This window comes from Streptomyces sp. NPDC027663 (genome assembly GCF_055566415.1).
Genome location: NZ_JBVHSK010000009.1, coordinates 12797 through 38116, shown reverse-complemented (window position 1 = coordinate 38116; position 25320 = coordinate 12797). Strand labels below are relative to the sequence as shown.

17 protein-coding genes and 1 pseudogene are annotated in these 25320 nt (G+C 71.5%); 12 read left to right on the top strand and 6 right to left on the bottom strand.

Features of this window, described 5'->3' with window-relative positions:
* From ACZ4SF_RS23475 to ACZ4SF_RS23460, 4 genes are all read left to right on the top strand, one after another.
* Entirely contained in the window at positions 1–2424 is a 2424-nt protein-coding gene (locus ACZ4SF_RS23475; RefSeq protein ID WP_468387658.1) for a xanthine dehydrogenase family protein molybdopterin-binding subunit, read from the top strand.
* 209 nt (positions 2425–2633) lie between these two features.
* Positions 2634–4088, top strand: coding sequence for an NCS2 family permease (locus ACZ4SF_RS23470; RefSeq protein ID WP_468387656.1), 1455 nt, complete (start codon positions 2634–2636; stop codon positions 4086–4088).
* A gap of 47 nt (positions 4089–4135) precedes the next feature.
* On the top strand, positions 4136–5287 hold the full coding sequence (locus tag ACZ4SF_RS23465) for an XdhC family protein (protein ID WP_468387654.1): 1152 nt from the start codon (positions 4136–4138) through the stop codon (positions 5285–5287).
* A gap of 142 nt (positions 5288–5429) precedes the next feature.
* A complete protein-coding gene (locus ACZ4SF_RS23460) occupies positions 5430–6071 on the top strand; it encodes a LysE family translocator (RefSeq protein ID WP_468387652.1) in 642 nt (213 codons plus the stop codon).
* Between the two features lie 177 nt (positions 6072–6248).
* Here the strand turns inward: ACZ4SF_RS23460 and ACZ4SF_RS23455 are convergent, their stop codons facing one another.
* Together ACZ4SF_RS23455 and ACZ4SF_RS23450 are read right to left on the bottom strand one after the other, a co-directional pair.
* Entirely contained in the window at positions 6249–6689 is a 441-nt protein-coding gene (locus ACZ4SF_RS23455) for an SRPBCC family protein (protein WP_468387650.1), read from the bottom strand.
* Between the two features lie 150 nt (positions 6690–6839).
* Entirely contained in the window at positions 6840–7658 is an 819-nt protein-coding gene (locus ACZ4SF_RS23450; RefSeq protein WP_468387648.1) for a polysaccharide deacetylase family protein, read from the bottom strand.
* Positions 7659–7769: 111 nt separating this feature from the next.
* On the opposite strand from ACZ4SF_RS23450, the gene ACZ4SF_RS23445 reads away from it, so the two are divergent.
* From ACZ4SF_RS23445 to ACZ4SF_RS23420, 6 genes are all read left to right on the top strand, one after another.
* Complete coding sequence (locus tag ACZ4SF_RS23445; RefSeq protein WP_468387646.1) at positions 7770–8414, top strand: phosphoribosyltransferase; 645 nt, start codon at positions 7770–7772, stop codon at positions 8412–8414.
* Positions 8415–8669: 255 nt separating this feature from the next.
* A complete protein-coding gene (locus ACZ4SF_RS23440; RefSeq protein ID WP_468387644.1) occupies positions 8670–10361 on the top strand; it encodes a S1 family peptidase in 1692 nt (563 codons plus the stop codon).
* Positions 10358–12604 carry a serine/threonine-protein kinase gene (locus ACZ4SF_RS23435; RefSeq protein WP_468387642.1) on the top strand — a complete coding sequence of 749 codons (2247 nt, stop codon included), beginning with the start codon at positions 10358–10360 and terminating at the stop codon, positions 12602–12604. The genes ACZ4SF_RS23440 and ACZ4SF_RS23435 overlap by 4 nt, the downstream gene beginning before the upstream one ends.
* A 32-nt stretch (positions 12605–12636) precedes the next feature.
* Positions 12637–14559, top strand: a complete 1923-nt coding sequence (locus tag ACZ4SF_RS23430; protein ID WP_468387640.1) for a VWA domain-containing protein — start codon at positions 12637–12639, stop codon at positions 14557–14559.
* Positions 14556–15644, top strand: coding sequence for a hypothetical protein (locus ACZ4SF_RS23425; protein ID WP_468387638.1), 1089 nt, complete (start codon positions 14556–14558; stop codon positions 15642–15644). Before ACZ4SF_RS23430 ends, ACZ4SF_RS23425 begins: the two co-directional genes overlap by 4 nt.
* Positions 15641–16957, top strand: coding sequence for an extracellular solute-binding protein (locus ACZ4SF_RS23420; RefSeq protein ID WP_468387636.1), 1317 nt, complete (start codon positions 15641–15643; stop codon positions 16955–16957). Before ACZ4SF_RS23425 ends, ACZ4SF_RS23420 begins: the two co-directional genes overlap by 4 nt.
* Before the next feature lie 19 nt (positions 16958–16976).
* On the opposite strand, the gene ACZ4SF_RS23415 is transcribed toward ACZ4SF_RS23420, so the two are convergent.
* Positions 16977–17819 carry a patatin-like phospholipase family protein gene (locus ACZ4SF_RS23415; protein ID WP_468387635.1) on the bottom strand — a complete coding sequence of 281 codons (843 nt, stop codon included), beginning with the start codon at positions 17817–17819 and terminating at the stop codon, positions 16977–16979.
* 65 nt (positions 17820–17884) lie between these two features.
* Positions 17885–18067 (bottom strand): annotated as a pseudogene (locus ACZ4SF_RS23410) (CorA family divalent cation transporter); the annotation flags it as partial.
* Between the two features lie 722 nt (positions 18068–18789).
* Between ACZ4SF_RS23410 and ACZ4SF_RS23405 the strand changes: the two are divergent.
* The gene (locus tag ACZ4SF_RS23405; RefSeq protein WP_468387633.1) at positions 18790–19428 is read left to right on the top strand and encodes an NAD(P)H-dependent oxidoreductase; all 639 of its coding nucleotides are present in this window, start codon (positions 18790–18792) and stop codon (positions 19426–19428) included.
* 637 nt (positions 19429–20065) lie between these two features.
* On the opposite strand, the gene ACZ4SF_RS23400 is transcribed toward ACZ4SF_RS23405, so the two are convergent.
* Positions 20066–21724 carry an ISAzo13 family transposase gene (locus tag ACZ4SF_RS23400; RefSeq protein ID WP_468388068.1) on the bottom strand — a complete coding sequence of 553 codons (1659 nt, stop codon included), beginning with the start codon at positions 21722–21724 and terminating at the stop codon, positions 20066–20068.
* 726 nt (positions 21725–22450) lie between these two features.
* Between ACZ4SF_RS23400 and ACZ4SF_RS23395 the strand changes: the two genes are divergently transcribed.
* Entirely contained in the window at positions 22451–23431 is a 981-nt protein-coding gene (locus ACZ4SF_RS23395; protein WP_468387631.1) for an Lrp/AsnC family transcriptional regulator, read from the top strand.
* A gap of 341 nt (positions 23432–23772) precedes the next feature.
* Here the strand turns inward: ACZ4SF_RS23395 and ACZ4SF_RS23390 are convergent, their stop codons facing one another.
* Positions 23773–25287, bottom strand: a complete 1515-nt coding sequence (locus ACZ4SF_RS23390; RefSeq protein WP_468387629.1) for a GMC family oxidoreductase — start codon at positions 25285–25287, stop codon at positions 23773–23775.
* Positions 25288–25320: the final 33 nt, after the last annotated feature.

The following is a 25320-nucleotide window of genomic DNA, read 5'->3' as shown; positions in this document are numbered from 1 at the left end:
ATGTCCTCCCCCGAGTTCTCACCCGCGTTCGCGCAGGGTGGTGCCCCCGCCGGCGCCCCCACGAAGATCACCCAGGGCTCCCGGACCAAGGGCGGCATCGGCGAGTCCACGCTCCGCCCGGACGGCACCCTCAAGGTCACCGGCGAGTTCGCCTACTCGTCCGACATGTGGCACGAGGACATGCTGTGGGGCCAGATCCTGCGCTCCACCGTCGCGCACGCCGAGATCGTCTCGATCGACACTTCCGAGGCCCTCGCCACGGCCGGTGTCCACGCCGTCATGACGTACGACGACCTGCCCACCGAGGTGAGGAACTACGGTCTGGAGATCCAGGACACCCCGGTCCTTGCGCACGGCAAGGTACGCCACCACGGAGAGCCGGTCGCGATCGTCGCCGCCGACCACCCGGAGACGGCCCGCCGCGCCGCCGCCAAGATCAAGGTCGAGTACAGGGAACTGCCCGTCATCACCGACGAGGCCTCCGCCACCGCCCCGGACGCGATCCTCGTCCACGAGAACCGCGACGACCACCACTCGGGCCACGTCCCGCACCCGAACATCGTCCACCGCCAGCCGATCGTCCGCGGCAACGCGGACGAGGCCGCCGGGCGCGCCGACGTGATCGTCAGGGGCGAGTACACCTTCGGCATGCAGGACCAGGCCTTCCTCGGCCCCGAGTCCGGCCTCGCCGTGCCCGAGGAGGACGGCGGCGTCCACCTCTACATCGCCACCCAGTGGCTCCACTCGGACCTGCGCCAGATCGCGCCCGTGCTGGGCCTGCCCGAGGACAAGGTGCGGATGACGCTCTCCGGCGTCGGCGGCGCGTTCGGCGGCCGTGAGGATCTGTCGATGCAGATCCACGCCTGTCTGCTGGCGCTGCGCACCGGCAAGCCGGTGAAGATCGTCTACAACCGGTTCGAGTCCTTCTTCGGGCACGTCCACCGTCACCCGGCGAAGCTCCACTACGAGCACGGCGCCACCAAGGACGGCAAGCTCACGCACATGAAGTGCCGGATCGTCCTGGACGGCGGCGCCTACGCCTCCGCCTCCCCGGCGGTCGTCGGCAACGCCTCCTCGCTGAGCGTCGGCCCGTACGTCGTCGACGACGTCGACATCGAGGCCATCGCCCTCTACACCAACAACCCGCCCTGCGGCGCCATGCGCGGCTTCGGCGCGGTACAGGCGTGCTTCGCCTACGAGGCGCAGATGGACAAGCTGGCGGCGAAGCTGGGCATGGACCCGGTGGAGTTCCGGCAGCTGAACGCGATGGAGCAGGGGACCATCATGCCGACCGGGCAGCCGGTCGACTCCCCGGCCCCGGTCGCCGAACTCCTGCGCCGCGTCAAGGCGATGCCGCTGCCCCCCGAGCGGCAGTGGGAGTCCAGCGAGGGCGCCGACGTACGGCAGCTGCCCGGCGGTCTGTCCAACACCACGCACGGCGAAGGCGTCGTACGGGGTGTCGGCTACGCGGTCGGCATCAAGAACGTCGGCTTCTCCGAGGGCTTCGACGACTACTCCACCGCCAAGGTGCGCATGGAGGTCATCAACGGCGAGCCCGTGGCCACCGTGCACACCGCGATGGCGGAGGTCGGCCAGGGCGGTGTCACCGTCCACGCCCAGATCGCCCGCACCGAACTGGGCGTCACCCAGGTGACCATCCACCCGGCCGACACCCAGGTGGGCTCGGCCGGCTCGACCTCGGCCTCCCGGCAGACCTACGTCACCGGCGGCGCCGTGAAGAACGCTTGCGAGATCCTCCGCGAGAAGGTCCTGGACATCGGGCGCCGCAAGTTCGGCTCCTACCACCCCGCCTGGGCCACCGCCGAACTCCTGCTGGAGGGCGGCAAGGTCGTCACCGACGGCGGCGAGGTCCTCGGCGACGTGGCCGACGTGCTGGAGGGCGAGGCCGTGGAGGTCGAGGAGGAGTGGCGGCACCGGCCGACCGAGGCCTTCGACCTGCGCACCGGCCAGGGCAACGGACACGTCCAGTACTCCTTCGCCGCGCACCGTGCGGTCGTCGAGGTCGACACCGAACTCGGACTGGTCAAGGTCGTCGAACTGGCCTGCGCCCAGGACGTCGGCAAGGCCCTCAACCCGCTCTCCGTCATCGGCCAGATCCAGGGCGGTACGACCCAGGGCCTGGGCGTGGCCGTCATGGAGGAGATCATCGTCGACCCCAGGACGGCGAAGGTCAGGAACCCCTCCTTCACGGACTACCTGATCCCCACCATCCTCGACACGCCGACCATCCCGGTCGACGTGCTCGAACTCGCCGACGAGCACGCCCCGTACGGGCTGCGCGGCATCGGCGAGGCCCCGACCCTGTCGTCCACGCCGGCCGTCCTCGCGGCGATCCGGAACGCGACCGGGCTGGAGCTCAACCGCACTCCGGTGCGGCCCGAGCACCTCACGGGCACCGCGTAACACCGAAAGCTCTCCGGGCGGCGCAGGGAACGTCACACACTCCGCCGCGCCGCCCGGAGGAACCCTCTTTGAGTTCCGCACCGCTCGCGGTCCTTGAAGTACCAGGAAATTCGTTCGTCTCGGGCCGTCCCCCGGGTCGTCCATTCCCAAATCCCGTGACCGCCAGGGCGGTTGCACGGGTGCCCCTGTGAACCTTGGGAGATGGCACCATGACCCAGCAGTCAGTGGAGCCCAGGACCGCAGCCGACGACGCGGGCGATGGCAGCCGCGTCCCGGCCGGGCGTTCCTGGCTCGACCGGTACTTCCACATATCCAGAAGAGGATCCACGGTCGCGCGTGAGGTGCGCGGCGGCATTACCACCTTCATGGCGATGGCCTACATCCTCCTGCTCAACCCCCTCATCCTGTCCGGCAAGGACTCGGCGGGGGACACGCTCGGCCAGAAGGCGCTGATCACCGCGACCGCGCTCGCCGCGGCCGTCACCACCCTGCTGATGGGCTTCGTCGGCAAGGTGCCGCTCGCCCTCGCCGCCGGCCTCTCCGTCTCGGGCGTCCTCTCCTCGCAGGTCGCCCCCCACATGACCTGGCCGCAGGCCATGGGCATGTGCGTGATGTACGGCGTCGTCATCATGCTGCTGGTCGTCACCGGCCTGCGCGAGATGATCATGAACGCGATCCCCCTCGCGCTCAAGCACGGCATCACCATGGGCATCGGCATGTTCATCGCCCTCATCGGCTTCTACAAGTCCGGCTTCGTCCACAAGGGCGAAGGCACCCCGGTCAGCCTGGGGCCGGCGGGCCAGCTCACCGGCTGGCCGGTGCTGCTCTTCGCCGGCACCCTGCTGCTGATCTTCATGCTGCAGGCCCGGAACGTCCCCGGCGCCATCCTGATCGGCATCGTCTCCGGAACGATCGTCGCCGCCGTCCTCAACGGACTCGGCGTCATCGACCCCAAGCAGTGGGCCAACGGAGCGCCCGAGCTGCACGGCGCGGTCTCCATGCCCGACTTCTCGCTCCTCGGAGAGGTGGAGTTCGGCGGCTGGGAGAAGGTCGGCGCGATGACGATCGGCATGATCGTCTTCACCCTCGTCCTCGCCGGCTTCTTCGACGCGATGGCCACCATCATCGGCGTCGGCACCGAGGCGAACCTGGCCGACGACAAGGGCCGGATGCCGGGCCTGTCCAAGGCGCTGTTCATCGACGGCGCCGGCGGCGCGATCGGCGGTGTGGCGGGCGGCTCCGGCCAGACGGTGTTCATCGAGTCGGCCACCGGTGTCGGCGAAGGCGCCCGCACGGGTCTCGCCTCGGTCGTCACCGGCCTGTTCTTCGCGGCCTGCCTGTTCTTCACCCCGGTCACCGCGATCGTCCCGCAGGAGGTCGCCTCCGCCGCCCTGGTCGTCATCGGAGCCATGATGCTGATGAACGCCCGGCACGTGGACTGGGCCGACCGCGCCACCGCGATCCCGGTCTTCCTGACCGTCGTCCTGATGCCGTTCACCTACACCATCACCACCGGTGTGGCCGCGGGCGCCATCTCCTACGTCGCCATCAAGGCGGCCCAGGGCAAGGCCCGCGAGATCGGTGCCTTCATGTGGGGTCTGACGGTCATCTTCCTCGTCTACTTCGCCCTTCATCCCATCGAGAGCTGGCTCGGCGTGAAGTAGCCGGCCCGCCAGGCACTTCCCCGCAATTCCGTTAGGAGCACCGAGAGATGCTGGACATCGCCGACGAACTGAACCGGTGGGTCGAGCAGGGCCGTGACTTCGCCGTCGCCACCGTGGTGGCCGTCGGGGGCAGCGCCCCGCGCCAGCCCGGCGCCGCCCTCGCGGTGGACGCCGACGGCACGGCCATCGGCTCGGTCTCCGGCGGGTGCGTGGAGGGCGCCGTGTACGAGCTGTGCCGGCAGGCCCTCGATGACGGGGAGACCGTCCTCGAGCGCTTCGGGTACAGCGACGAGGATGCCTTCGCCGTCGGCCTGACCTGTGGCGGTGTCATCGACATCCTCGTCACTCCGGTCCGGGCGGACGGTCCCGCCCGGCCGGTGGTCGCGACCGCGCTGGCCGCCGCCGCTCGTGGAGAGGCGGCGGCGGTCGCGCGGATCGCCGAGGGGCCGGCCCGGCTGCGGGGCCGGGCCCTCCTCGTCCGGCCCGACGGGTCGTACGACGGCGGCTTCGGCGGACACCCCGAGCTGGACCGCACCGTCGCCGCCGAGGCCGGCGCCTTCCTGGACGCGGGCCGCACCGGCACCCTCGAGATCGGCGAGCAGGGCTCGCGCTGCGGCTCCCCGCTCACGGTCCTCGTCGAGTCCTCCGTCCCCGCCCCCCGGATGATCGTCTTCGGCGCGATCGACTTCGCGTCGGCACTCGCCCGGATCGGCAAGTTCCTCGGCTACCACGTGACGGTCTGCGACGCCCGCCCGGTGTTCGCCACCAGGGCCCGCTTCCCGGAGGCGGACGAGATCGTCGTGGAGTGGCCCCACAGCTACCTGGAGCGCACGCAGGTCGACGGCCGTACCGTCCTGTGCGTCCTCACCCACGACGCCAAGTTCGACGTACCGCTGCTGCGGCTGGCGCTGCGGCTGCCGGTCGCCTACGTCGGCGCGATGGGCTCCCGCCGCACCCACCTCGACCGCAACGAGCGCCTCCGCGAGGTCGGCGTCACCGAGCTGGAGCTGGCCCGGCTGCGCTCCCCGATCGGCCTCGATCTCGGCGCCCGTACGCCCGAGGAGACCGCGCTGTCGATCGCGGCGGAGATCGTCGCCTGCCGGCGCGGCGGCAGCGGCGTCTCGCTGACCGGCGCCCACACCCCGATCCACCGCTACGCGGCCGCCCGGCCGCCGGCGCGGATCGGCTGGGTGGCCTGAGAGCGGTCGCCCGGGCGGACCCGCCCGCACGAGCCACGCACACCCGCCCGGGGGGCAAGCGGCGGGCGGCCGGGGCAACCGGTTCGCGGTCCGTTCGGGAAACGGTTTGCGGTCCGCCGTCACCGCTGTGTTGCATGACGGCATGATGTCCCCCGACCGGCTGGCGGCCTTCGCCGCCCTCTCCTTCCTGCTGATCCTGGTGCCCGGACCCAGCGTCCTGTTCGTGATCGGACGGGCCCTGGCCCACGGGCGCCGCGCCGCGCTGACCACCGTGGCCGGCAACACGCTCGGCGCGTACCTGCTCGTCGTGGCCGTGGCGCTCGGCATCGGATCGATCGTCGAACGCTCGGTCCTCGTCTTCACCGCGCTCAAGCTCGCGGGCGCCGCCTACCTCGTGTACCTCGGCGTCAAGGCGTGGCGGCAGCGCGGCTCGCTGGGGACCGCGGTCGCGGAGTCCGGCGGCCCGGCGCAGGGCAGCCTGCGCACGCTCTGGGAGGGGTTCGCGGTCGGCGTGGCCAACCCCAAGACGATGGTGTTCTTCGCCGCCGTGCTGCCCCAGTTCGTGGACCGCGGCGCGGGGCACGTCCCGGCGCAGATGCTGTTGCTCGGGCTGGTCTTCAACGCCATCGCGGTCATCTCCGACAGCGTGTGGGGGCTGGCGGCCTCGGCGGCCCGGGACTGGTTCGCCCGGTCGCCCCGACGCCTGGCCGCTGTCGGCGGCGCGGGCGGGCTGACGATGATCGGCCTGGGCGTGACCGTCGCGGTGACGGGCCGCAAGGACTGAACGCCGCAAGGACTGAACGCCGCAAGGGCTGAACGCCGCAAGGACTGAACGGTCGCGAGGACTTGCCCGCCGCCCAGTCCCGGGGGAGGACGGAGCGTGCGTCCGTCCAAGCCGCAGCCGCAGCCGCACCCGCAGCCGCACGCGCACCCGCAGCGCGGCGCAGCCGTAGGGTCCGGCTCAGGCCGTCCTGAGCAGCCGGTTCACCGCCCGTCCGAACATCCGGCGGGACACCGTCTTCAGGGCGCCGTCGAAGGCGCGGGGCAGCAGGCGCACCCGTAGCTCTTCCCGCCACACCACCCGGCTGCGGCCCCCGGGCCCCGCCAGGACCTCGATCTCCGCCCAGCCGAGGATCATCCGGCCGCGCTTCTCCAGCCGGCACAGGCCGCCCTCGCCGGCGGCCGGCGGGCGCCAGACCGTCACCTCCATGACGTCCTCGAAGGCGAGCGGGCCCACCCCGGAGCGGGCCACGAAGCGCGTTCCCTCGCGGGTCGGCGCGGGCGTGAGGACCCTGATCCGGGTCAGCGGGACCGCGTCGGCGTGGCGGGGCCACTCCGTGAGCCGGCGCCACGCCTCCTCGAGCGGGAGGGGGACAGTGCGTGCGAGCGAGAAGGTGGGCACGGCACGATCGTAGGCAATGTCCGCCGGTCAGCAGCGTTTCCGACCCGGGTCTCGGCTCGTCCGCGTAGTGCGGTGTCCGTGAGGAGTCGTACCCGGAAACAGTCGCGGCGTGCGGGGGCCGGCCGGTGGTGTCCTGAGCGGAGCGACGGTCTACGGGCGGTACACCTTGCCGGGCTCGGCCTTGCCGGGCGCCAGCAGCTGGGGGACCGTCACGAAGACGTAGCCGCGGGCCTTCAGCGCGTCGATGATGCCCGGGACGGCCGGCACGGTGCCCTGGTAGATGTCGTGCAGCAGGATGATCCCGTCCCGGGAGGCCTGGTCGAGGACGCGCTTGGTGATGAGCGCCGAGTCGTTGGTCGTGTAGTCCTTGGCGGTCACGCTCCACAGCACCTCCGCCAGGCCCAGTTCCTTGCAGATCTCGTGCACGTTCGCGTCGGTACGGCCCTGCGGCGGGCGCATCAGCCTCGGCTTGCGTCCGGTGAGCCGCTCGATCGCGTCGTTGGGCCGCTTCAGTTCCTCGCGTATCTGCGCGTCGGATATCCGGGTGAGGATCTTGTGGTCCCAGGTGTGGCTCGCGACCTCGTGGCCCTCGTCCGCCATCCGCTTGACCAGCTCGGGGTACTTCTCGATGTGCCGCTTGCCGAGCAGGAAGAAGGTCGCCGGCACCTTCTTCTCCTTGAGGATGTCCAGCAGCCGCGCCGAGTTCTCGCTGGGCCCCGCGTCGAAGGTGAGCGCGATGCACTTGGCCTCGCGGCAGTCGACGGTCCCGAACCTCGCCGGAGCCCCGTGCGCCGCCTCGGCGCGTGCCGTGCTGGGCGCGGTCGTGTCCACCTGGGCGCAGCCGGACAGGGTGAGGGCCAGACAGGCCGCCGCGGACGCGAGCGCGGAGAGACGCAACCTTCGGCGCGTCCCGTGCATCTTCCTGGTCGCGTGGTCCGGGGTCGAGATCGTTTCGGTCAGTTGAGGCATGCCCGGACTATACACTGTGTGTATAGTGCACCCGTTCGAATTCCGGGAGCGTGCGGCGCTGTCGTAGCACCATGGGAAGCAGGGGGCAGCACCCCGGCGGAAGGACCACCCATGCGCTTCCGGGACCGCGCCGAAGCCGGCCGGAAACTCGCCGGAATCCTCGTCGGCCTGCGCGAACAGGGCGCACTGGAGGACCCCGTCGTCGTTCTCGCCCTGCCCCGCGGCGGGGTCGCCGTCGCCGAACCGGTCGCCCGGGCTCTCGGTGCCCCCCTCGACGTGCTCGTCGTCCGCAAGATCGGCGCTCCGCACCACCGGGAGTTCGCCGTCGGTGCCCTCGCCGCGGACGACCCGCCGCTCTTCGACGCCGGCACCCTGGCCGGGCTCGGCCTCACCGAGGACTCCCTCGCCGGGGCCGTGGCCCGCGAGCGGCAGGAACTGTACCGCCGGGAGCGGCGCTACCGCGGCGACCGGCCGGCGCCCGACCTCAAGGGCCGCACGGTGATCGTGATCGACGACGGTCTGGCCACCGGCGCCACCGCCCGCGCGGCCCTGCGCCACGTCCGCCGCCGCGAACCCGCCCGCCTCGTCCTCGCCGTGCCCGTCGGCGCCCCCGGCTCCCTCGACCGGCTCGCCGCCGAGGCCGATACGGTCGTCTGTCCGTACCGTCCGGCCGCCTTCTGCGCCGTCGGCCAGTGGTACGACGACTTCGAGCAGGTCAGCGACGCGGCGGTGCTCGCGGTGCTCGGCGGGAGCTAGGGGCTGCCGGCGACCGTGCGGGCGAAGGAAGGCGGCGCCGCGAGCGCCTCTCCCCGCCCACCGACCCGAACGGCATCGTCGTGCATCCCGTCGAGCGGGTCACCCCGACGAGTCCGCCGGCGGCCGCGGAGCCCGGCACCACCCCGGGCGCCGGGCCCCCACCGGACCCGCCCGGCCGCACCGGCACCCGTGCCTCCGCAACGACACCGCGCACACCAGTAGTACCGGGCGGGTACGCGGAGTAACCTCGGGACCATGACGCGCACGGGGGAGCGAGTCGTCACATCGCGCTTACGGACGCCGTCCTGGATCGCGCGCATCGAGGCGCCGGACGGGCGGGTGCTCGGCGCGGGGGTGCTCCTCGCCCCCGACCGGGTGCTCACCGCCGGCCACGTGGTCGGTCCCGGCCGGTCCTACGCCGTCCGCCTCGTCGGCGTACCCGGCCTGGCCGCCGTAGCCGCCACCGTGCGCCCCGACGAGCACGTGCCCCCGCGCGCGGACGCCTTCGGCGACCGCATCGGCGACCTCGCCCTGCTGCGGCTGGCCGCGCCGCTGCCCGCCGAGCACACCACCCGGCTCTACCGGCTCGCCGCACCCCACGGGCCCGTCAGCATGTACGGCTTCCCGGCCGGCGACGACGGCGGCCGCTGGCACGGCGCCACCCTGGTTGCCGCCCGCGGCCGGGACAGCCAGGTGCAGCTGCGCCCGCTCACCCCCGACGAACGCGCCGCCCCCGGCTTCAGCGGGGGCGGAGTCGTCGACCACGCCACCGACGAGGTCATCGGCATCGTCCTCAGCGTGGACGAGGGACCGGGCTCCCTCTTCAGCTACATGAGCCCGACCGAGACCATCCTCAGCCACCTGCCGCAGGTCGCCGCCTGGACGGACGGCGCCGAGGCAGTGGACCCGCGGCTGCGCACCAGCACCAGCGCCGCCGCCGGCCGGCTCGACGTCCCGTTCGCCACCGAACTCACCGCCTGGTTCCGTGGCGAGGGCTGGCCGGTCCTCGTCACCGTCGTCCCCGCCACCGGCGACCGCGCCTTCACCCTGCAGCGGGCCGTCACCCTCGCCGACCGGGAACTGCGCACCCACCGCAACACCAGCGCCGTCAGCCACGACCCGCCCGAGACCGTGCCGCCCGTCGGCGCCCACGATCTCGCCCTGGACGTCAAGGGACTCACGGCCGCCGAGGTCATGGAGCGGATCGCCGAACGCCTCGGCATCCGCGACGACCCCCGGCCCGAACGGCTCAGCACACTGCGCCTCCCGCTGGCCGCCGTCCTGGTGGCCGTGGACGAGGCGGCAGAACCGGATGCCCTGCTCGGCCTGCTGGACCGGCTGGCCCGGCAGGGGGCCCGGCTGCTGCTGGTGTTCCGCCGCCCGGGCCACACGCACGGCCGGGCCGCCGAGTTGCTCGTCCACCGTCCGCTGCGCGAGCGCTGGGTCCGCCTGCACACCGAACTGCGCCGGGTCACCGACGACTTGGGACCCGCACTGGAGATACGCCGCGACCGCGTGCTGCCCGGCCCCGGCGACCGCCCGCTGCTGGAGCGGGCCTCGGCCGGCGTGCGGCGCACCGTGATGCTGCGCGCGTGGGTCGCCCACACCCCGGAACAGGAACGCGAACCGGGGCGCGCCGGCCTGCTGTTCACCTTCGAGGCCGCCGTCGGCCGCCGGCGGCGGCGCCTGGAAGAGGCCATCGACCTGCTCGACACCCGGCTGCGGCGCCGCGACGAACTCCTCGGCCGGGTCGGCGCCGAGTGGCCGCTGTGCCGGCAGCGGGCCGCCGCCCACGGCGACCGGGTCATGGAGGCGTACCGGCTCTACGAGGACGCCCTGTCGCTGCTGCGGCACAGCCCCTGCGACATCGAGCGGGCCGAGGCAGCCGTCGAGCGGTTCGTCGGCTTCTGCTCCGCCACCGCATCCGGAAAGGAGGGCGCGCCGTGACCTCGTGCATCCGGCCCGGCTGCGCGGGCCACATCATGGGCACCGGCTACTGCGACACCTGCGGCCACCGGCACGCCGAACCGCGCACCGCACCACCGGCCCGGCCCCCGGCCGCCGCCGCGGACGAGACCCCCGGTCCGGCGACCGTGCACGCCGTCGCCGGCGTCGGCGAACTCGACCAGCACGGCCTCGTCGTCCTGCCCGAGGTGCCCGTCCCCGACGACGTACTGGTCGAGGACCCCCGCCCACCCACCGAGGGCCGCCGCTGCGGCGCCGACGGCTGCACCATGACCATCGGCGTCGGCTACGGCGGCCAGCCCGCCCGCGCCACCGGCCGCTGCCCCCGCTGCGGCACGCCCTACTCGTTCCTGCCCCAGCTCGCGACCGGCGACATCGTCGCGGACCACTACCGGGTCCTCGGCTGCCTCGCCCACGGCGGCCTCGGCTGGGTGTACCTCGCCGAGGACACCCGCGCCGACGGTCACCGGGTCGCGCTCAAGGGCCAGATCAACGTCCACGACGCACTCGCCCGCCGCACCGCCGTCGAGGAGCGCCGCTCCCTCACCGATCTGCACCACCCCGACATCGTCCGCATCATCACCTACGCCGAACACCGGGCGCCCGGCAGCTCACCCACCGGCTACCTGGTCATGGACTACATCGGCGGACGCTCCCTGCAGCAGCTCCTGGACGCCGACGACGTCGAGCGGATCTTCCACGGCCGGCCCCGCCTCGACCACGTCCTCACCTACGGCTGCAAGATCCTCGGTGCACTCCAGTACATGCACGAACGCGGGCTGCTCTACTGCGACATGAAACCCGCCAACGTCATCCACTTCGGCCGGGCGATCAAGGTCATCGACCTCGGCGCCGTCCGTGCCATCGGCGACCGTACCTCCGCCTACGTCTACACGGCCGGCTTCGCCCCGCCCAAGGAGGAGATCGACCGCCGTGGCTGGCACGTCGACAGTGACCTCTACACCGTCGGCATGACCCTCGAGACCCTGGCCCGCGGCATCGAACCCGCCCGCGGCCTCGCCCCCGACTCCTTCCGCCGGCTCATCGACCGCGCCACGCACGCCGAGCCCCGCGCCCGGTTCCGCTCGGCCGCCGAGATGTCCCGTCAACTCTGGGAAGTCCTGCGCGAGTTCCGTTCCCTGCAGTTCGGCGAACAGCTGCCGGAGAGCTCCACCCGGTTCCGCGCCACCGGCGCCAGCCTGGACGCCGGACTCGGTGCGATACCCGCCCTGGACCACTGGACCGCCCGGTCCGGCGAACAGCCCGCCGGCCTGGACGTCTCCCCGCCGGCCGCCGCCGAGGTCGCCGGCGCCCTTCCCGAGCCGGTCCCCGACCCCGACGACGGCGCCGCCCTGCTGCTCGACACCTTTCCGCCCGACGCCCCCGACCGGGTCGCCCGGCAGTGGCCCCACGAATCCCGCCTGGGCACCCCCGAGACCGCGCTCTGGCTGTGCCGCGCCTACCTGCGCAAGGGCGAGCAACAGGCCGCGGAGAGCTGGCTCGGCGAGGCCGAGACCCAGCTCGGCGAACGCGCCCTGCACGACTGGCGCATCGCCTGGCACCACGGCGTCCTGCACCTCAGCAAGGGCGAGGTGGACCGGGCCGGCGCCTGCTTCGACGCCGTCCACCACGCGCTGCCCGGCGAGTACGTGCCCAAGCTCGCCCTCGGCTACTGCGCCGAACACACCGGCGGCGGACGCCCGGCCCGGGCCATGCGGTTGTACGAAGCCGTCTGGAAACGGGACTCCGCGCACACCGCCGCCGCCTTCGGGCTGGCCCGCGGTCACCTGGCCGGAGGCGACCGGGACGCCGCCGTCCACGTCCTGGACGAGGTCCCCGCCACCTCCCGGCACCACGACGCCGCCCGCATCGCCGCCGTACGCGTCCGCGCCGGCATCCTGCACGGCAGCGCACCCAGCCCGGCCGGCCTGCGGGACGCCGCCCGGCGACTGCCCGAACTCCGCCTGGACGGCGGCGCCGCGGCCGGCGAGTCCCGGGCCCGGCTGGTGGCCGAGGTCCGGGAGAACGCCCTGCACAGCCGGCCGGACCAGGGCTGGGGACCGGAGTTCCCGGCCGGGGACCTCCTCGGGTCCGGCGACGAGGACAGCCTGCGCACCCTGCTGGAGCAGTCCTTCCGGCAGCTGGCCGCGCAGGCCCGCACCGCCGGCCGGCACGGCCGGCTGCTCGACCTGGCCCACGCGGTCCGGCCGATGACGACGTTCTGATCCATCCACGACCTTTCAGGGGAGAAGCACCGATGACCGTGGCCGAGGAGACCGAGGTGACGCTCGCGGTCGGCCAGCAGAAGGAACTTCCCGCCGTGCCCGACCCGGCCCGGCGCGGGACCGACCGGGACATGCACGCCATCCTGGAGATCGGCGTCCGCGGCCCGGACGGCCCGGAACAGGCAGGCGCCCCCGTGACCGGCACCGGGCCCGCCCTGGCCGAGGTGCTGATCGTCGACACCTCGCGCTCGATGCTCCACCCGGCCGCCAAACTGCACGCGGCCAAGGACGCCACCGTGGCGGCGGTCCGGATGCTGCCCGACGGCACCGCTTTCGCCGTGCTGTCCGGGCGGTTCGACGCCACCCTGGTCCACCCCGGGCCCGGCCGCCCGGTGCTCGCCGTCGCCGGACCGGCCGAACGGCAGGCCGCCGAGCGTGCCATCCGGATCCTCGACGCGGACGGCGGCACCGCCATCGGCAGCTGGCTCGACCTCGCCCGGTGGCTGCTCAAGGACCACCCCGCCCCCGTCAAGCACGTCCTGCTGCTCACCGACGGACGCAACGAGCACGACGACCGGGCCGCCATGTCCCTGGACAGCGCGCTCGACGCCTGCGAGGGGCGGTTCGTCTGCGACGCCTGGGGCATCGGCGACGACTGGGACGCCGACCTGCTGCTGCGCATCACCAAGCGACTGCACGGCCGGGCCCGAGCAGTGCGCGCCGAGTCCGAACTGACGGCGGCCTACGAAGAATTGGTGGCCGGACTGCTCGGCACGGCGGTGCCCGAGCTGCGCATCCGGCTCACCCCCACCCCCGGCACGGTGATCCGCCAGGTCAAACAGGTCGTGCCCGGCGAACAGGAACTGCTGCCCGTCACGGCCGGGTCCGGAGGGCGCGGCGCGGAGTACGTCACCCGCGCCTGGGGCGACGAGGTACGGCACTTCCAGGTCGTCCTGACCGCCGACCCGACCGGCCGCGAGACCGGAGAGGACCTCCAGCTCGCCGCCGTGGAGATCGTCGTACCCGACTTCGGCCGGCCGGTGCGGCTGCCCGCGCCGCAGCCCGTCCTGGTGCGCTGGACCGACAACCCGCTCGACGCCTCCCGGCAGTACCCCGGCGTCCGCCGGCACGAGCTGTACCAGCAGGCGAGCGCCGCCGTCGTCCGCGCCTACCGCGCCTGGCTGCGCGGCCCGGACGGCAACGCCATGGCCGACCGCGCCTTCGCCCACGCGCTCGCGCTGGCCGGCGAACTGGACGACGCCCAGCTGCTCGCCGCGCTCCGGCAGATCGAGGCGGCACCGGGCACCGCCCGGGTCCGCTCCGGCCTCAAGAGCGTCGACTGGCAGCACCTGATCCTCTCCAGCGCCCTGACGACGGCGTCGGAGCAGTCATCGGCCACACCGCCGCCACCCTCGGCGCGGGCCGGGGGTGCGGACCTCGGGGTGCCAGGGGACGGCGCGGCGGTCGGGGCCCGGGGAGGAGGAGCGTCCGCACTGCCCGGGGACGGTGTCACGGGTCCGGGAAGGGACGGTGCGGCGGGTCCGCGGGGGGCCGATGCTCACGGGCTTGCCGGGACCGGTGCTGCCGGGCCGCGAGGGGACGGTGTTGCGCCTCGGGGCGGGGACGGTGTGGGGGGCCCGGGCGGGACCGGTGCTCACGGGCGTCCCGGGGAGGGCGGTGCCGGGTCGCACGCGAACGGTGGTGCCGGTTCGCGCGGGGCCGGAGTTCCCGGGCGTGCACGAGGAGGTGCCTCCGGACCGCCGGGCGGCGGGGCCGGAGCCGGTGCCGGATGCGGTGCCGGGACGGACGCCCCCGCTTCGCCCGGTGCCGCCGATCCCCGCTTCCCCGTCCGCCCCGACGGACTCATCGAATGCCCGTACTGCACATGGCTCGGCCCCGCCGACTCCGTGTACTGCGGAGGCGATTGCGGGCGGCTGCTGAGGGGGTCTGCATGAGCACCGGCAGAAGCACGGTGCCCGGCCCCGGCACGGGCGGCGGAACCGCCCCCGCGCCGGGTGCCGCCACCGGCGCGTCCGCGGCCCCGGCCGCCCCACCGGGCCACCGCACACCGGCCCGCTCACCGCGCCGCCCGCTCGCCCGGCTCCTCGGCGTCGGGCAGCGTCCGCCGGAGAGCGGCAGCACGACCGCCCACGACCTCACGGTCCGGCACCGCCTGCTACTGACCCTGTCGGCCCTGCTCACGCTGTCCCTGTTCCTGTCGTACCAGGGCGTCCACGGTGACGCGAACCCGCTGCGCACCTCCAGCGCCCCGGCCGTGATCTCCCTCGACACCGCGCTCTACGCCCTCGGCCAGGCCCAGAAGGACGCCAGGTCGGCGGCACCGACCAGCGACTTCCAGAAGCAGATCTCCGTCGCCGTGCAGAGCCTCTCGGCCGCCGCGGCGGACGACGTCGGCGGACCGGCGGGCCGGCAGGCCCTGCAGACGATCGCCGGACTGATCACCGTCTACGCCGTCAAGGTCCAGCAGTCCCAGCTCCAGCCCGACGGCAGCGCCTTGCGCGAGGCCTACCTGAGCTACGCCACCAGCATCCTGACGGAGGAGCACTCCGGCATCCAGGCCCGCCTGAAGGCCCTGCAACGCCAGCAGCGCCACGCCGTGGAGCGGCAGACCTCGTTCGGCCCGTTGATGTGGCTCGTCTGGAGCGTGACCCTGCTGCTGACCCTCGCCCTCGCCGCGGCACTCCTGGAGACCCAGCTCTTCCTCCGCCGCCGGTTCCGGCGCCGCTACAACCGCCAGCTGCTGGGCGCCCTGATCCTGTCGGCCGGCGGAGTCGTCACCGCCGTGCTGTTCACCGTCTGGACCCAGCAGGGCATGACCGACACCCGTATCCTGCTCGACCGCTCGCTGACCGGGCGGGACATTCCCGAGGCGGGGCAGGACACCGCCTCGTACCTGGCGCACACCGGCTTCCGCGCGGCAGCGGCGGTGTGGATCCTGATCGGAGGCATCCTGCTCATGGCACTGGCCGAGACGGGCCTGCGGCGGCACATCGCCGACTACCGGTTCAGGCCCCGGTGAGCGCGCACCCCGGCGGCCCCGCGACGGCCGCCCCCGGCACCGGATCCCGCCCCTCCCGCCGTCTGGTCCGCACCGTCACCGTGGTGGCGAGCTGTCTGGCCCTCCTGGCGGCGGCCGTCGTGGTGGGCGTACGCGCCCTCGCGCAGGAGCCGACCGTCACCCTGCTCGCCAACTGGACCGCCGACGACGAGGACCACTTCCGCAAGACGGTCATCGAGCCGTTCGAGCGGAAGTACCACATCCACGTCGACTACCAGGGCAGCAACGCCGAGAGCCAGGTGCTCGGCGCCGACGTCGAGGCCGGGACGCCGCCCGACGTGGTGGTGCTCACCGGTCCCGGGGAACTCGCCGAGTACGCCCGGCAGAAACACCTCGTGCCGCTCGAAGGCCTCGTACGACGTGAGGACTTCGGCACGTCCTGGGCCACCCCGCTCGCGGACGGGCACGTGTACTGGTTCCCCCTCAAGGCCGACCTGAAGAGCATCGTCTGGTACCCGGCCGACGTCGGTGACAAGCAGCGCAGACAGGCGGTGGACCGGCCGGCCTCGTGGTGCGTCGGCATGGGATCCGGCGCCACCAGCGGCTGGCCCGGCACCGACTGGATCGAGGACATCCTGCTCCAGCGATCCGGCCCGCGCGTCTACGAGGAGTGGGCGCGCGGCGACCTGCCCTGGCACTCGACGCAGGTGAAACAGGCGTGGACCACCTGGCGCGACCTGGTCGGTGCCGGCGACCCCGACCTCGTCCGACGGTCCCTGAAGACGCCGTACGGGAGTGCGTCGGAATGGGTGACCACGAACCCACGGGGCTGCACGCTGGAGCACCAGGCGTCGTTCATCCGCAGCAAGCCTCCCTGGCAGCGTGCCGACGGCCGCTACGAACCCTCCGCCGGGCTGCTGTTCGGGATGCCCGCCAACCGGGCGTGGGAGGTCTCCGGCGACCTGGTCGCCCTGCTGCACAGCACCCCGCAGGCCGAGCAGCTGATCCGCTACCTGGCCTCCGCGGACGCCCAACGCGCCTGGAGCGCCGCGGAGTCCGGCTTCTCCGTCCACGCCGGAGCCCAGTCCGCCCCCGGAACGGCCGGCTCCGCCTGGCACCGTTCCCTCGCCGCCACCCTGCTGGACGAGAACGCGGTGCACTGCTTCGACGCCTCCGACGCGATGCCGCCGTCGGTACGGGACGCGTTCGCCGAGGCGGCGATCGAATTCCTCGCCGACCCCCGGCACCTGGACGCGTTGCTGCGGTCCCTGGACACCCTCAGCGACACACCGGGCCTGACCTGGCTGCCATCGGTCTGCGACGGCAGATCCTGAAGCGGTGCGCCCGAGCAGGTCAGCTGTGCGACCAGGGGAGGGTGAGCGTCCGCCCCTGCGCCCGGCCCGCCTCGGCGGCCGGGCGCCGGGTGGCCGGGTCCAGGGCGTTGTCGCCCATGGCCGCGGCCGACGCCTCGTCGGGAACGACGACCACGACCTGGGCGCCCCGAGCGCGCAGTTCGTCCACGGACCGCTCCAGCGGCTGCTCGCTGGGGAACGGCTCGGTGCTGCCCAGCGGCGCCAGCACCAGCACCCGGCCGGCGCCGGCGGCGAGATCGGCGTTGGCGACGGAACGCACCCCGCCGTCCACGTACCGGCGTCCGCCGATCGTCACCGGCGGCCACACCCCGGGCACGGCACAGCTCGCCGCGACGGCGTCGACCAGCGGTACGCCCGAGGTCCGGTCGAAGACCCGCGGCTCACCGCTCTCCGCGTCCACCGCGACGACCTTGACCGCCCTCTCCGGCCACCCGTGGGAGGGCAGCCGGGACTCGATCACCGCGCGCCGTTCGGGCTCGGAGACCGTGCGCGCCTCGAGGGCCACGCGTCCGACGGCGCGCCGCAACTCCGGTACGGAGGCGGCCGATGCGGTGGCGGCGCCGATCGTCGCGGCGAACTTCTCCAGGTCCATCTCGGCCATGATCTCGGCGGCCTGGAGCGCGGGGTCCACCTGCCGGGCGTACAACTCCTCCAGGCCCAGCCCGCTGCCCAGCTGAGCCGCCACGACCGACCCGGCGGATGTCCCCACCAGCAGACCGGCCCCCGTCACGTCCCGCCCGGCACCGGCCAGTCCCGCCAGCAGCCCGGTCATCCAGGCGATCCCGCTCACACCGCCACCGCCCAGCACCAACGCCTCGCTCATCCCCGCCCCTTCGCACAGTCATCGGCCCATTCGTACGACACCGCACGGACCATGGACATTCCCCACAGCCAGTCCCGCATCCTGAAGACCAGGTACGGCGTCTGACACACCAACCCCATCGGCCCGATGCCGAAGGGGTGTCCGAAGCTCCAGCTCAGCTCCGGCAAGTGCCGGAAATTCATGCCGTAGATCGTGCCGACGAGGGTGGGTGCGAAGAGGATGGCCGCCCAGGACGAGATCTTCTTGAAGTCGTCACCCTCACGCCGTTGACCTGCAGAAACCGGCAGTGCAGGCGGTCCGACCTGCGACGATCGGCCTTTCCGACCCTTTCGCCTTGCTGCCCGCTTGTACGGCCGATCCTCCCCAGCCGCTCCCCAAGGCGGCTTCATTCTCCCCAGATTCTCCCCAGCGGAGGCTGCTTCTGAAGGAGGGTCGCCGCTGGCAGGGACCGTGATCCCGCGTGCCATGACGGGCTACGGGGCGCAGTGGCAGCACGGGAGCCTCGGGCGGCCTTGCCGTCGACGGCCACCGAGTCCGATCCGGCAGGATCAGCGCCGGTCAGGTCGGCCAGGCCGCCGGGGCAGACCAGGCCGACAACGCGCCGGATCGTGGCGGCACTCGGTGCGACCGCAGGCAGACGGTGGCAGAATGGCGGCACATCGAAGCTCCGGCGGTTCAGGGCGACTTGGGAAGGTCACCCTGTTCACCGGAGCTTCGTTGCATCGGTGACGGCCCGACCGGCACTTCTCGCACCACCGCGACCTGCGGACTCACGTGATCACGGGACTTCGCAACGCCCCTGGGGCGTTGGGGGTGCGCGTGAATATCCACCACCCGGACGGTCGCCGGTGGAACGAGTCCGTCAATATTGCGTGATAAACGCCGCTCGGATCACCGACCGCCTTTACTTACAGAGACACAGCCGCTCGTTCCGAAACGATCGCCCTTTCAAAGCGCTCGAGAAGAACGCATGACCGCGGACACGGCCGGCCCGCTCGCCAACATTGACAGTGAGGACACGGGTTCGCGTCCTACACGAGAAATGGAAGAGTCAGTGACCACCAATCGCACCCTCGTCATTGTCGCCCACCCGAACCTCACGGAATCCCGCGGCAACGCCACCTGGCTCGCCGAGATCAAGGACTTGGACAACGTCACCGTCCACGACCTCTACCAGACCTACCCCGATTTCAAGATCGATGCCGCACGCGAGCAGCAGTTGCTGCGCGAGCACGACACCATCGTTCTCCAGTTCCCGGTGTACTGGTACAACGTAACCCCGCTTCTCAAGGCCTGGTTCGACGCGGTGCTGGTTCACGGTTTCGCCTTCACCTTCGACGGTTCCGCCTCCGCGCTGCAGGGCAAGAAGGCTTGGCTGGCCGTCACGGTCGGCAGCACCCTGGAGACCTACGCCGCGGAAGGCCTTGCCCGACGGACCCTCGAGGAGTACCTCGCCCCGGTCGCTCAGACGCTGGCGTTCTGCCAGCTTGACTATCAGGGTTTTCACTCCGTCTACGGCATGATCTTCAACCCGTCGGACGAGGACCTCGTCCTGAACGCCAAGGAATACCGCAGGCTCATCGCGACCAGTGAGACGCCGGCCGGCTGACCTCGATTATTCGTGAAATTCTTCGAGTTTTCACGATTAATGGCGATGTTTGCTATGGGGCCCAGCCCCAGGCCGCGCGTTCCTGCATGTCACCGCCGCTTCCTTCGCTGAACTCGACGGGAGTTCAGCGAAGGAAACTCGACTCAGGCTCGGTGAAGCAGTCGTGAAACCCTACGGGCGGCGGGCGAACCAACTCCTCCTGTGCTTGCCGGCGTCGCGTGACCGCGCGCCCGAAGCTGACACGGGCGGATCGGGCGTTGTCCGCCGCGTTCCTGGCTCTGACAGCTCGAGCCCGGCACGCGGGCCTTCGACTTCCCGTCAACCCCGAGACGATCCTCAAGTGGCACCGGGACCGGGTGAAACGACGCTGGGCGGGGAAAACGCGGCACAAGAACCCGGGGCGTCCGCGCCGGCATCCCTAGATCAAGAGGCTCGTGCTGCGCATGGCCCGCGAGAACGACGGCTGGGACTATCGCCGCATCACCGGGGATTCGGCAGGTCTCGGGATCACGGTGGCGTCTTCCACCGTCTGGGAGATCCTCAAGAGGCACGGTATCGACCCGGCCCCACGACGTAACGGACCGAGTTGGGCTACGTTCCTGCGTTCCCAGGCCGAGGCCAGGGAGCTGCCGGAAAATTACTTCGGGATCTTGGTGCTCTCCGGGACGAGGGTGTGTCCGGCGATGGCGGCGAGTTGCTCGGCGGTGGTCACGGTGATGGCACCAGTGGGTACGGTGTGCCCGAGAGCCGCGAGGTCGCGGCCGACGTCGCGGACGGCGGCGCCGATCATGGCCTTGGAGACGCCGAGGAGGGACGCCAGCGCCGGCTGGGGCAGGGACCAGCGGGTCTTGAGGACGCAGACCAGGAGGCGGTCGGCGATGGAGAGGTAGTGGTTGCCGGTGCCGGGGCCGGTCTTCTTGCCGGGGATCGTGATCGGCGGGTGCTCGTCCAGGTAGTCGCGGTAGCGGCCGAGCAGAGTCTGCCAGTCGGCGGGCTCCATGCCGGTCAGGCTGGGATGGTGCAGCCATGCGGGGGCCTTGTCCCCCGCGGTGAAGCGGCCGAACTCCGTTGACGGGCACGGGGGTTCGTGGCCAAGCGGTTCGGGTCTGATGCTGTAGTTCCAGGTGCCGTGCCACTCGTGCGGCTCCAGGGGGAGCCGGTCCATGACGTGGTCGGGAACGGTGGTGCCGGTCGGGTGGGCGCCGGGGTCGGGTTCGGCGCGGACGGTGGGCCCGGTGCGGGTCGTGGACGCGCCTATGGTGTTGACGACGACTTCATGGCTGGTGAGCGGCCTGCCGCGCCAGTTGGTGCTGATCCGGGAGAACAGGCGGTGCTCGATCTTGTTCCACTTCGATGTTCCCGGAGGGAAATGGCAGACCGTGACCTCCAGGCCGGCCGCGCAGGTGAAGTCGGCGAGCTCCTTCTTCCAGGCCCGCACCCGGCAGCCGTTCGCGCCGCCGGCGTCCGCGGTGATCAGCAGCCGGGTCGCGTCCGGGTAGCGGGCCCGTCCCTCCGCCTCCCACCAGCGGCGCAGGGTGGCCACGGCGAACGCCGCAGTGTCCCCGTCGCAGCCCACCGAGACCCACCCGGCGTCCGCGGCCAGGTCGCAGATCCCGTAGGGCACCGCCTTCTGCGCGCCCTTCTCCGGGAAGTCGTGCGCGCGGACCTGCACGGGCTGACCGGCGTGGTGCCGCTCGCGACCGGCCACCGCGTAGTCGCCGAGCAACTCCTTCTTTTTGGTGTCCACGCTGATCACCGGCTCGCCTGCCTGCGTGAACTCGCAGACCTTGTCGTTGATGTAGCGGAACTGGGCGTCCCGGTCGGGATGCCGGGCACCCTCGGTGGTCCGCGAGGTCGCCTGCAGGGAGAAGCCCTCCTCCTTCAGCATGGCGGCCACGGTGTCCGCGCCGATGCGGTACCCCTGAGCCGACAGCTCGGCGGCCAGTTTGCGGGCCGACTTGGTCGTCCACCGCAAGGGGGACTCCGGATCTCCGCGCTTCCCGGGCTCCACCAGCGCCAAGAGCGCGGCTACCAGGCCGGGGTCGTGCTCGCGCAGCCGCTTGCGCCCCGCCCCGGGCCGACGCACGCGCACCGAGGGCGGCATCCCTGCGTCCAGTTCAGCCGCCCCGCGCGAGACGGTGTCCTCCGAAACCCCTGCGGCACGCGCCACCACACGGATCCCGCCGTGTCCCAGCGCCCGCGCATCCGCGCCGAGTACCAGACGCCGGCGTCGCTCATCCAGATGCGGCAGCAACCGTGCGAACTTCTCCACCAGCGCCGCCTCGATCCCCTCCATCACACCGGGATCCTACGAGCCAACCACCTTACAGAGCACCGAAGTTATTAATCGTCAGCTCCCTGGGCAGGCCGCCGTACCCACGCAGAGCGAGAACATGTACACTCGCCTACTAGATTGACCTAGTGGATTTCGCCGACCGAGCCCTGGCGATGAGTCAGGACCCCGGCGAGTTCCTCTTGACCTATCGACGTCCACTTCGTGGTGATGGTCATGGTCCGTAGTTGTTCATGAGCTGGTCGGGGGGCTGGTGGAGTGACAGCGACTGCATTGGAATGTCAAGTCGTGCAGGGTGGGGGGGTTCCCAGGCAGGCGTGTAGAGCAGGCCTGGCGGCGCTCCTCCTCGAAGGTGCCATCCAGAACGTGATGCCGGTATTCGGTGGACCAGTGCAGCTGTTGACGGACCGCCAGGTCGCTGTGCCTCGCGTCCGAGGCCGGCAGGCTGGTCATACGGAACACGTATTCCTCAAACCACGATCGTGCGACTCCATGCCCGCGCGCCAAATCCGGCAAAGCATGACCGATCACGAGAACTGACTGACCATCACCCTGGCACTGAACTCGCCGGGGCCCTGGTGATGAAAAACGGCGTCGCCGACAGCCCTTGACGAGGTCATGTCCCATGCTACCCGAGGAAAACTGGTGCCGCAAACCTTGCTGAGCGTACCTGGCCCTAGACGGCTAGAGGGCGATTTCTCTGAGTCAACGGTCCCCGCAGTCGATGAATTGGACCACTGCATTATTCACGCCCTGCGTATCGACGGCCGGGCGCCGTTCAGCCGGATCGCCGAGGTTCTGGGCGTCTCCACGCAAACAGTCGCCCGTCGCTACGGACGGCTGAGCAGCGAGCTGTCGCTTCGCGTTGTCGGGGTGGTGAACCCGCGGCAAGCGTCAGGTGGGAAGTGGATTCTGAGGCTCACGGCCAGCCCGAACACCGCTCAGAGTGTCGCGCAGAGCCTGGCTCGGCGGGACGACACCACCTGGGTCCGGCTCGTGTCCGGGGGGACCGAAATTTGCTTCGTCATGAGTTCCGCGGCGCACCATACGCTGTTGTTCCGCGAGATCCCTCGTGTGGCCAACATCGCCGAGGTGTCGGCGCACCGCCTGCTGCACACCTATCTGGGCGGTCCCACCGCATGGCAGGGGCACACCACCGCTCTCACCAACGAGCAGCAGGAACAACTGCGCCGAGCACTCGACTCGTCAGATGACGCTGACGAGCCCAAGTTCCGCTCAACCCTGACCCAGGCGGACTGGCACCTCCTGGCCGCGTTGCAGAATAACGGCCGCATCAGCTACACAGACCTCGCCGCGGAGACCGGCCAGTCTCCCTCGACCATTACGCGCCGACTCGCTGCTTTGCAGGCCAGCGGCATGCTCACCTTCGACGTCGAGATCAGTGCGGAGGTATACGGCATCACCACGCAAGCCCTGCTGTGGATGTCGGTCGCCCCTGCGCACCTGAACCAGGTAGCGAGCACCCTGATCCAACACAGGGAGCTGGCCTTCCTGGCCTCTACCACCGGCCCGACCAACCTGGTGGGCCTCGTCTTGTGCAAGAGTCCCAGTGAACTGCATGACTACCTGGCCGACAGGCTCAGCGCGCTGGACTCCATCCGCATGCTCGAAACAAGTCCTGTCCAGAGGACCCTGAAGACCTGCAGTCCGTTCCTGCAGAGCAGCCCCAGACGCAGCAATTCGGCCTGACGCGGGTTCGGAGCCTCCATCAGTCGATCAGTCCAGGGTTTCAGCATCGTGCGAAGTGTCGGGTGGTCCGGGAATCTCACCCCCGGCTCGTCCCGCAGATCCGTGGCGTGAGCCTCGTTTCCTCAATCAGAGGTCTGACCACGTGGACTGGCCTGCGTGAAGTGCGCCGAACCACCGCACCCATCGGATGCGGCGCTCGCCGCGCCCCAAGCAGAGCTTCCCGAGCTGAACTCCCGTCGAGTTCAGCCAGGGAAGCGGCGGTGACGTGCAGGAACGCGGGACCTGGGCTCGGCCCCAGAATGATCAAGGTGAGTGGCCGGCCTCTCGGCAGCCCATGGTCATCAATGGTTGTAGACGAGGTGGGCGATGCGTTCGGCGAGCATGATCGTGGTGAGGTTGGTGACGCTGGAGGGCACGTACGGAATGATCGAGGCGTCCACGACACGCAGGGCGGCGATTCCGTGCACGGCTCCGCGGGAGTCGACGACGGCCTGAGGCAAGTCGGCGGCACCCATGGGGGCGGTTGAGGTGGGGTGACCGTAGATGGAGAGGCTGGATTCGATCACCCGCGTCAGTTCCTCGGCGTCGTCGGGCAGTTCGCGCGGCATCAGAAGCCCGGCGAGCGACGGCGCGAGTGCCGGGTCACGGGCCAGATCACGGGCGATTCGTACGCCTTCGAGCATGCGCCGGCGGTCGCGCTCTGTGCCGAGGTAGTTGTGGTCGATCAAGGGCTGGGCAAGCGGATCGCGGCTGGCGAGGCGCACCGTGCCCTGCGCCTCGGGGAGCACGAGAGCCGTGGACAGGGCGATGACGCCGCCGGCGGGCATGAACGGAGCCCCGTTGGGATGCACGGCGACGACGTTCAGGTCGAGTTCACCGTCCGCGGCCTCGCTGGAGGCGGTCCACAGCAGCGCGCCGAGGGCCGGAGCCATCTCCCCTCGCCCCGGGGCGAGTGCATAGACCGCGGGGCAGAAAGGGTGGTCTTGCAGGTGTTGTCCGACGGGTAGGTCGGCGAGGGGCTCGATGCCGAGCGACGCCAGTTCGCCGGCGGGGCCGATGCCGGAGCGCAGCAGGATCGCCGCGCTTCCGTAGGTCCCGGCAGAGAGGATCACCTCGTCGGCACTGTGCACGGTCCCGTCGGCGGTGACCACTCCGGTCGCACTGCCACCGCGGAACAGGACCCGGTCGACGGTGACGGCACCGTGCACCGCGAGATTCGGGCGAGCGCGCACCTCAGCGGTGAGGTAGACCAGTGCGGTGTTCTGGCGGACCCCATCGAGGACGTTGACCGCGAAGGCTCCGACGCCGTCCTGCTCGGCACCGTTGAAGTCGGTGATCCGCTTGTGGCCAAGGGCGACTGCGGCGTCGATGAAGCCACGATGCGCGGGGGTCAGCTCGGAGTCGGTCAGTTGGCGCACGGGCATCGGCCCGCTTCGCCCGTGAAACTCGTCCTCGCCGGTGGGGGTGTTCTCCAGGGCGCGGAAGTACGGCAGGACGTCGGCGAAGCTCCAGTCCTCGAGCCCGTTCTCGGTCCAGCGGGCGAAGTCGCGGGCGCGGGCGCGGAGGGCGGCGCCGGCGTTGACGGCGGAACTCCCGCCCATCACCTTGCCGCGCAGGGCGACCATCGAGGGGCTCAGTCGCCCGCCCCGCGAGGTGTATCCCCAGTCGTGATCGAGATCGGCGATGCGGTTGGCGTCGAGCAGTGCGTCGGGGAACCGGGTGGGGCCGTAGTCCGGCCCGGCCTCGAGCAGTACGACGCGCCGGGCGGGGTTCTCGCTCAGGCGCGCGGCGAGCACTGCGCCGGCCGACCCGCCGCCGACGATCAGGACGTCGGCCGGTTCGACGGAGTGGGACAAGGTAAGGCCCTTTCGATCTCGTGGGAGTTGGAG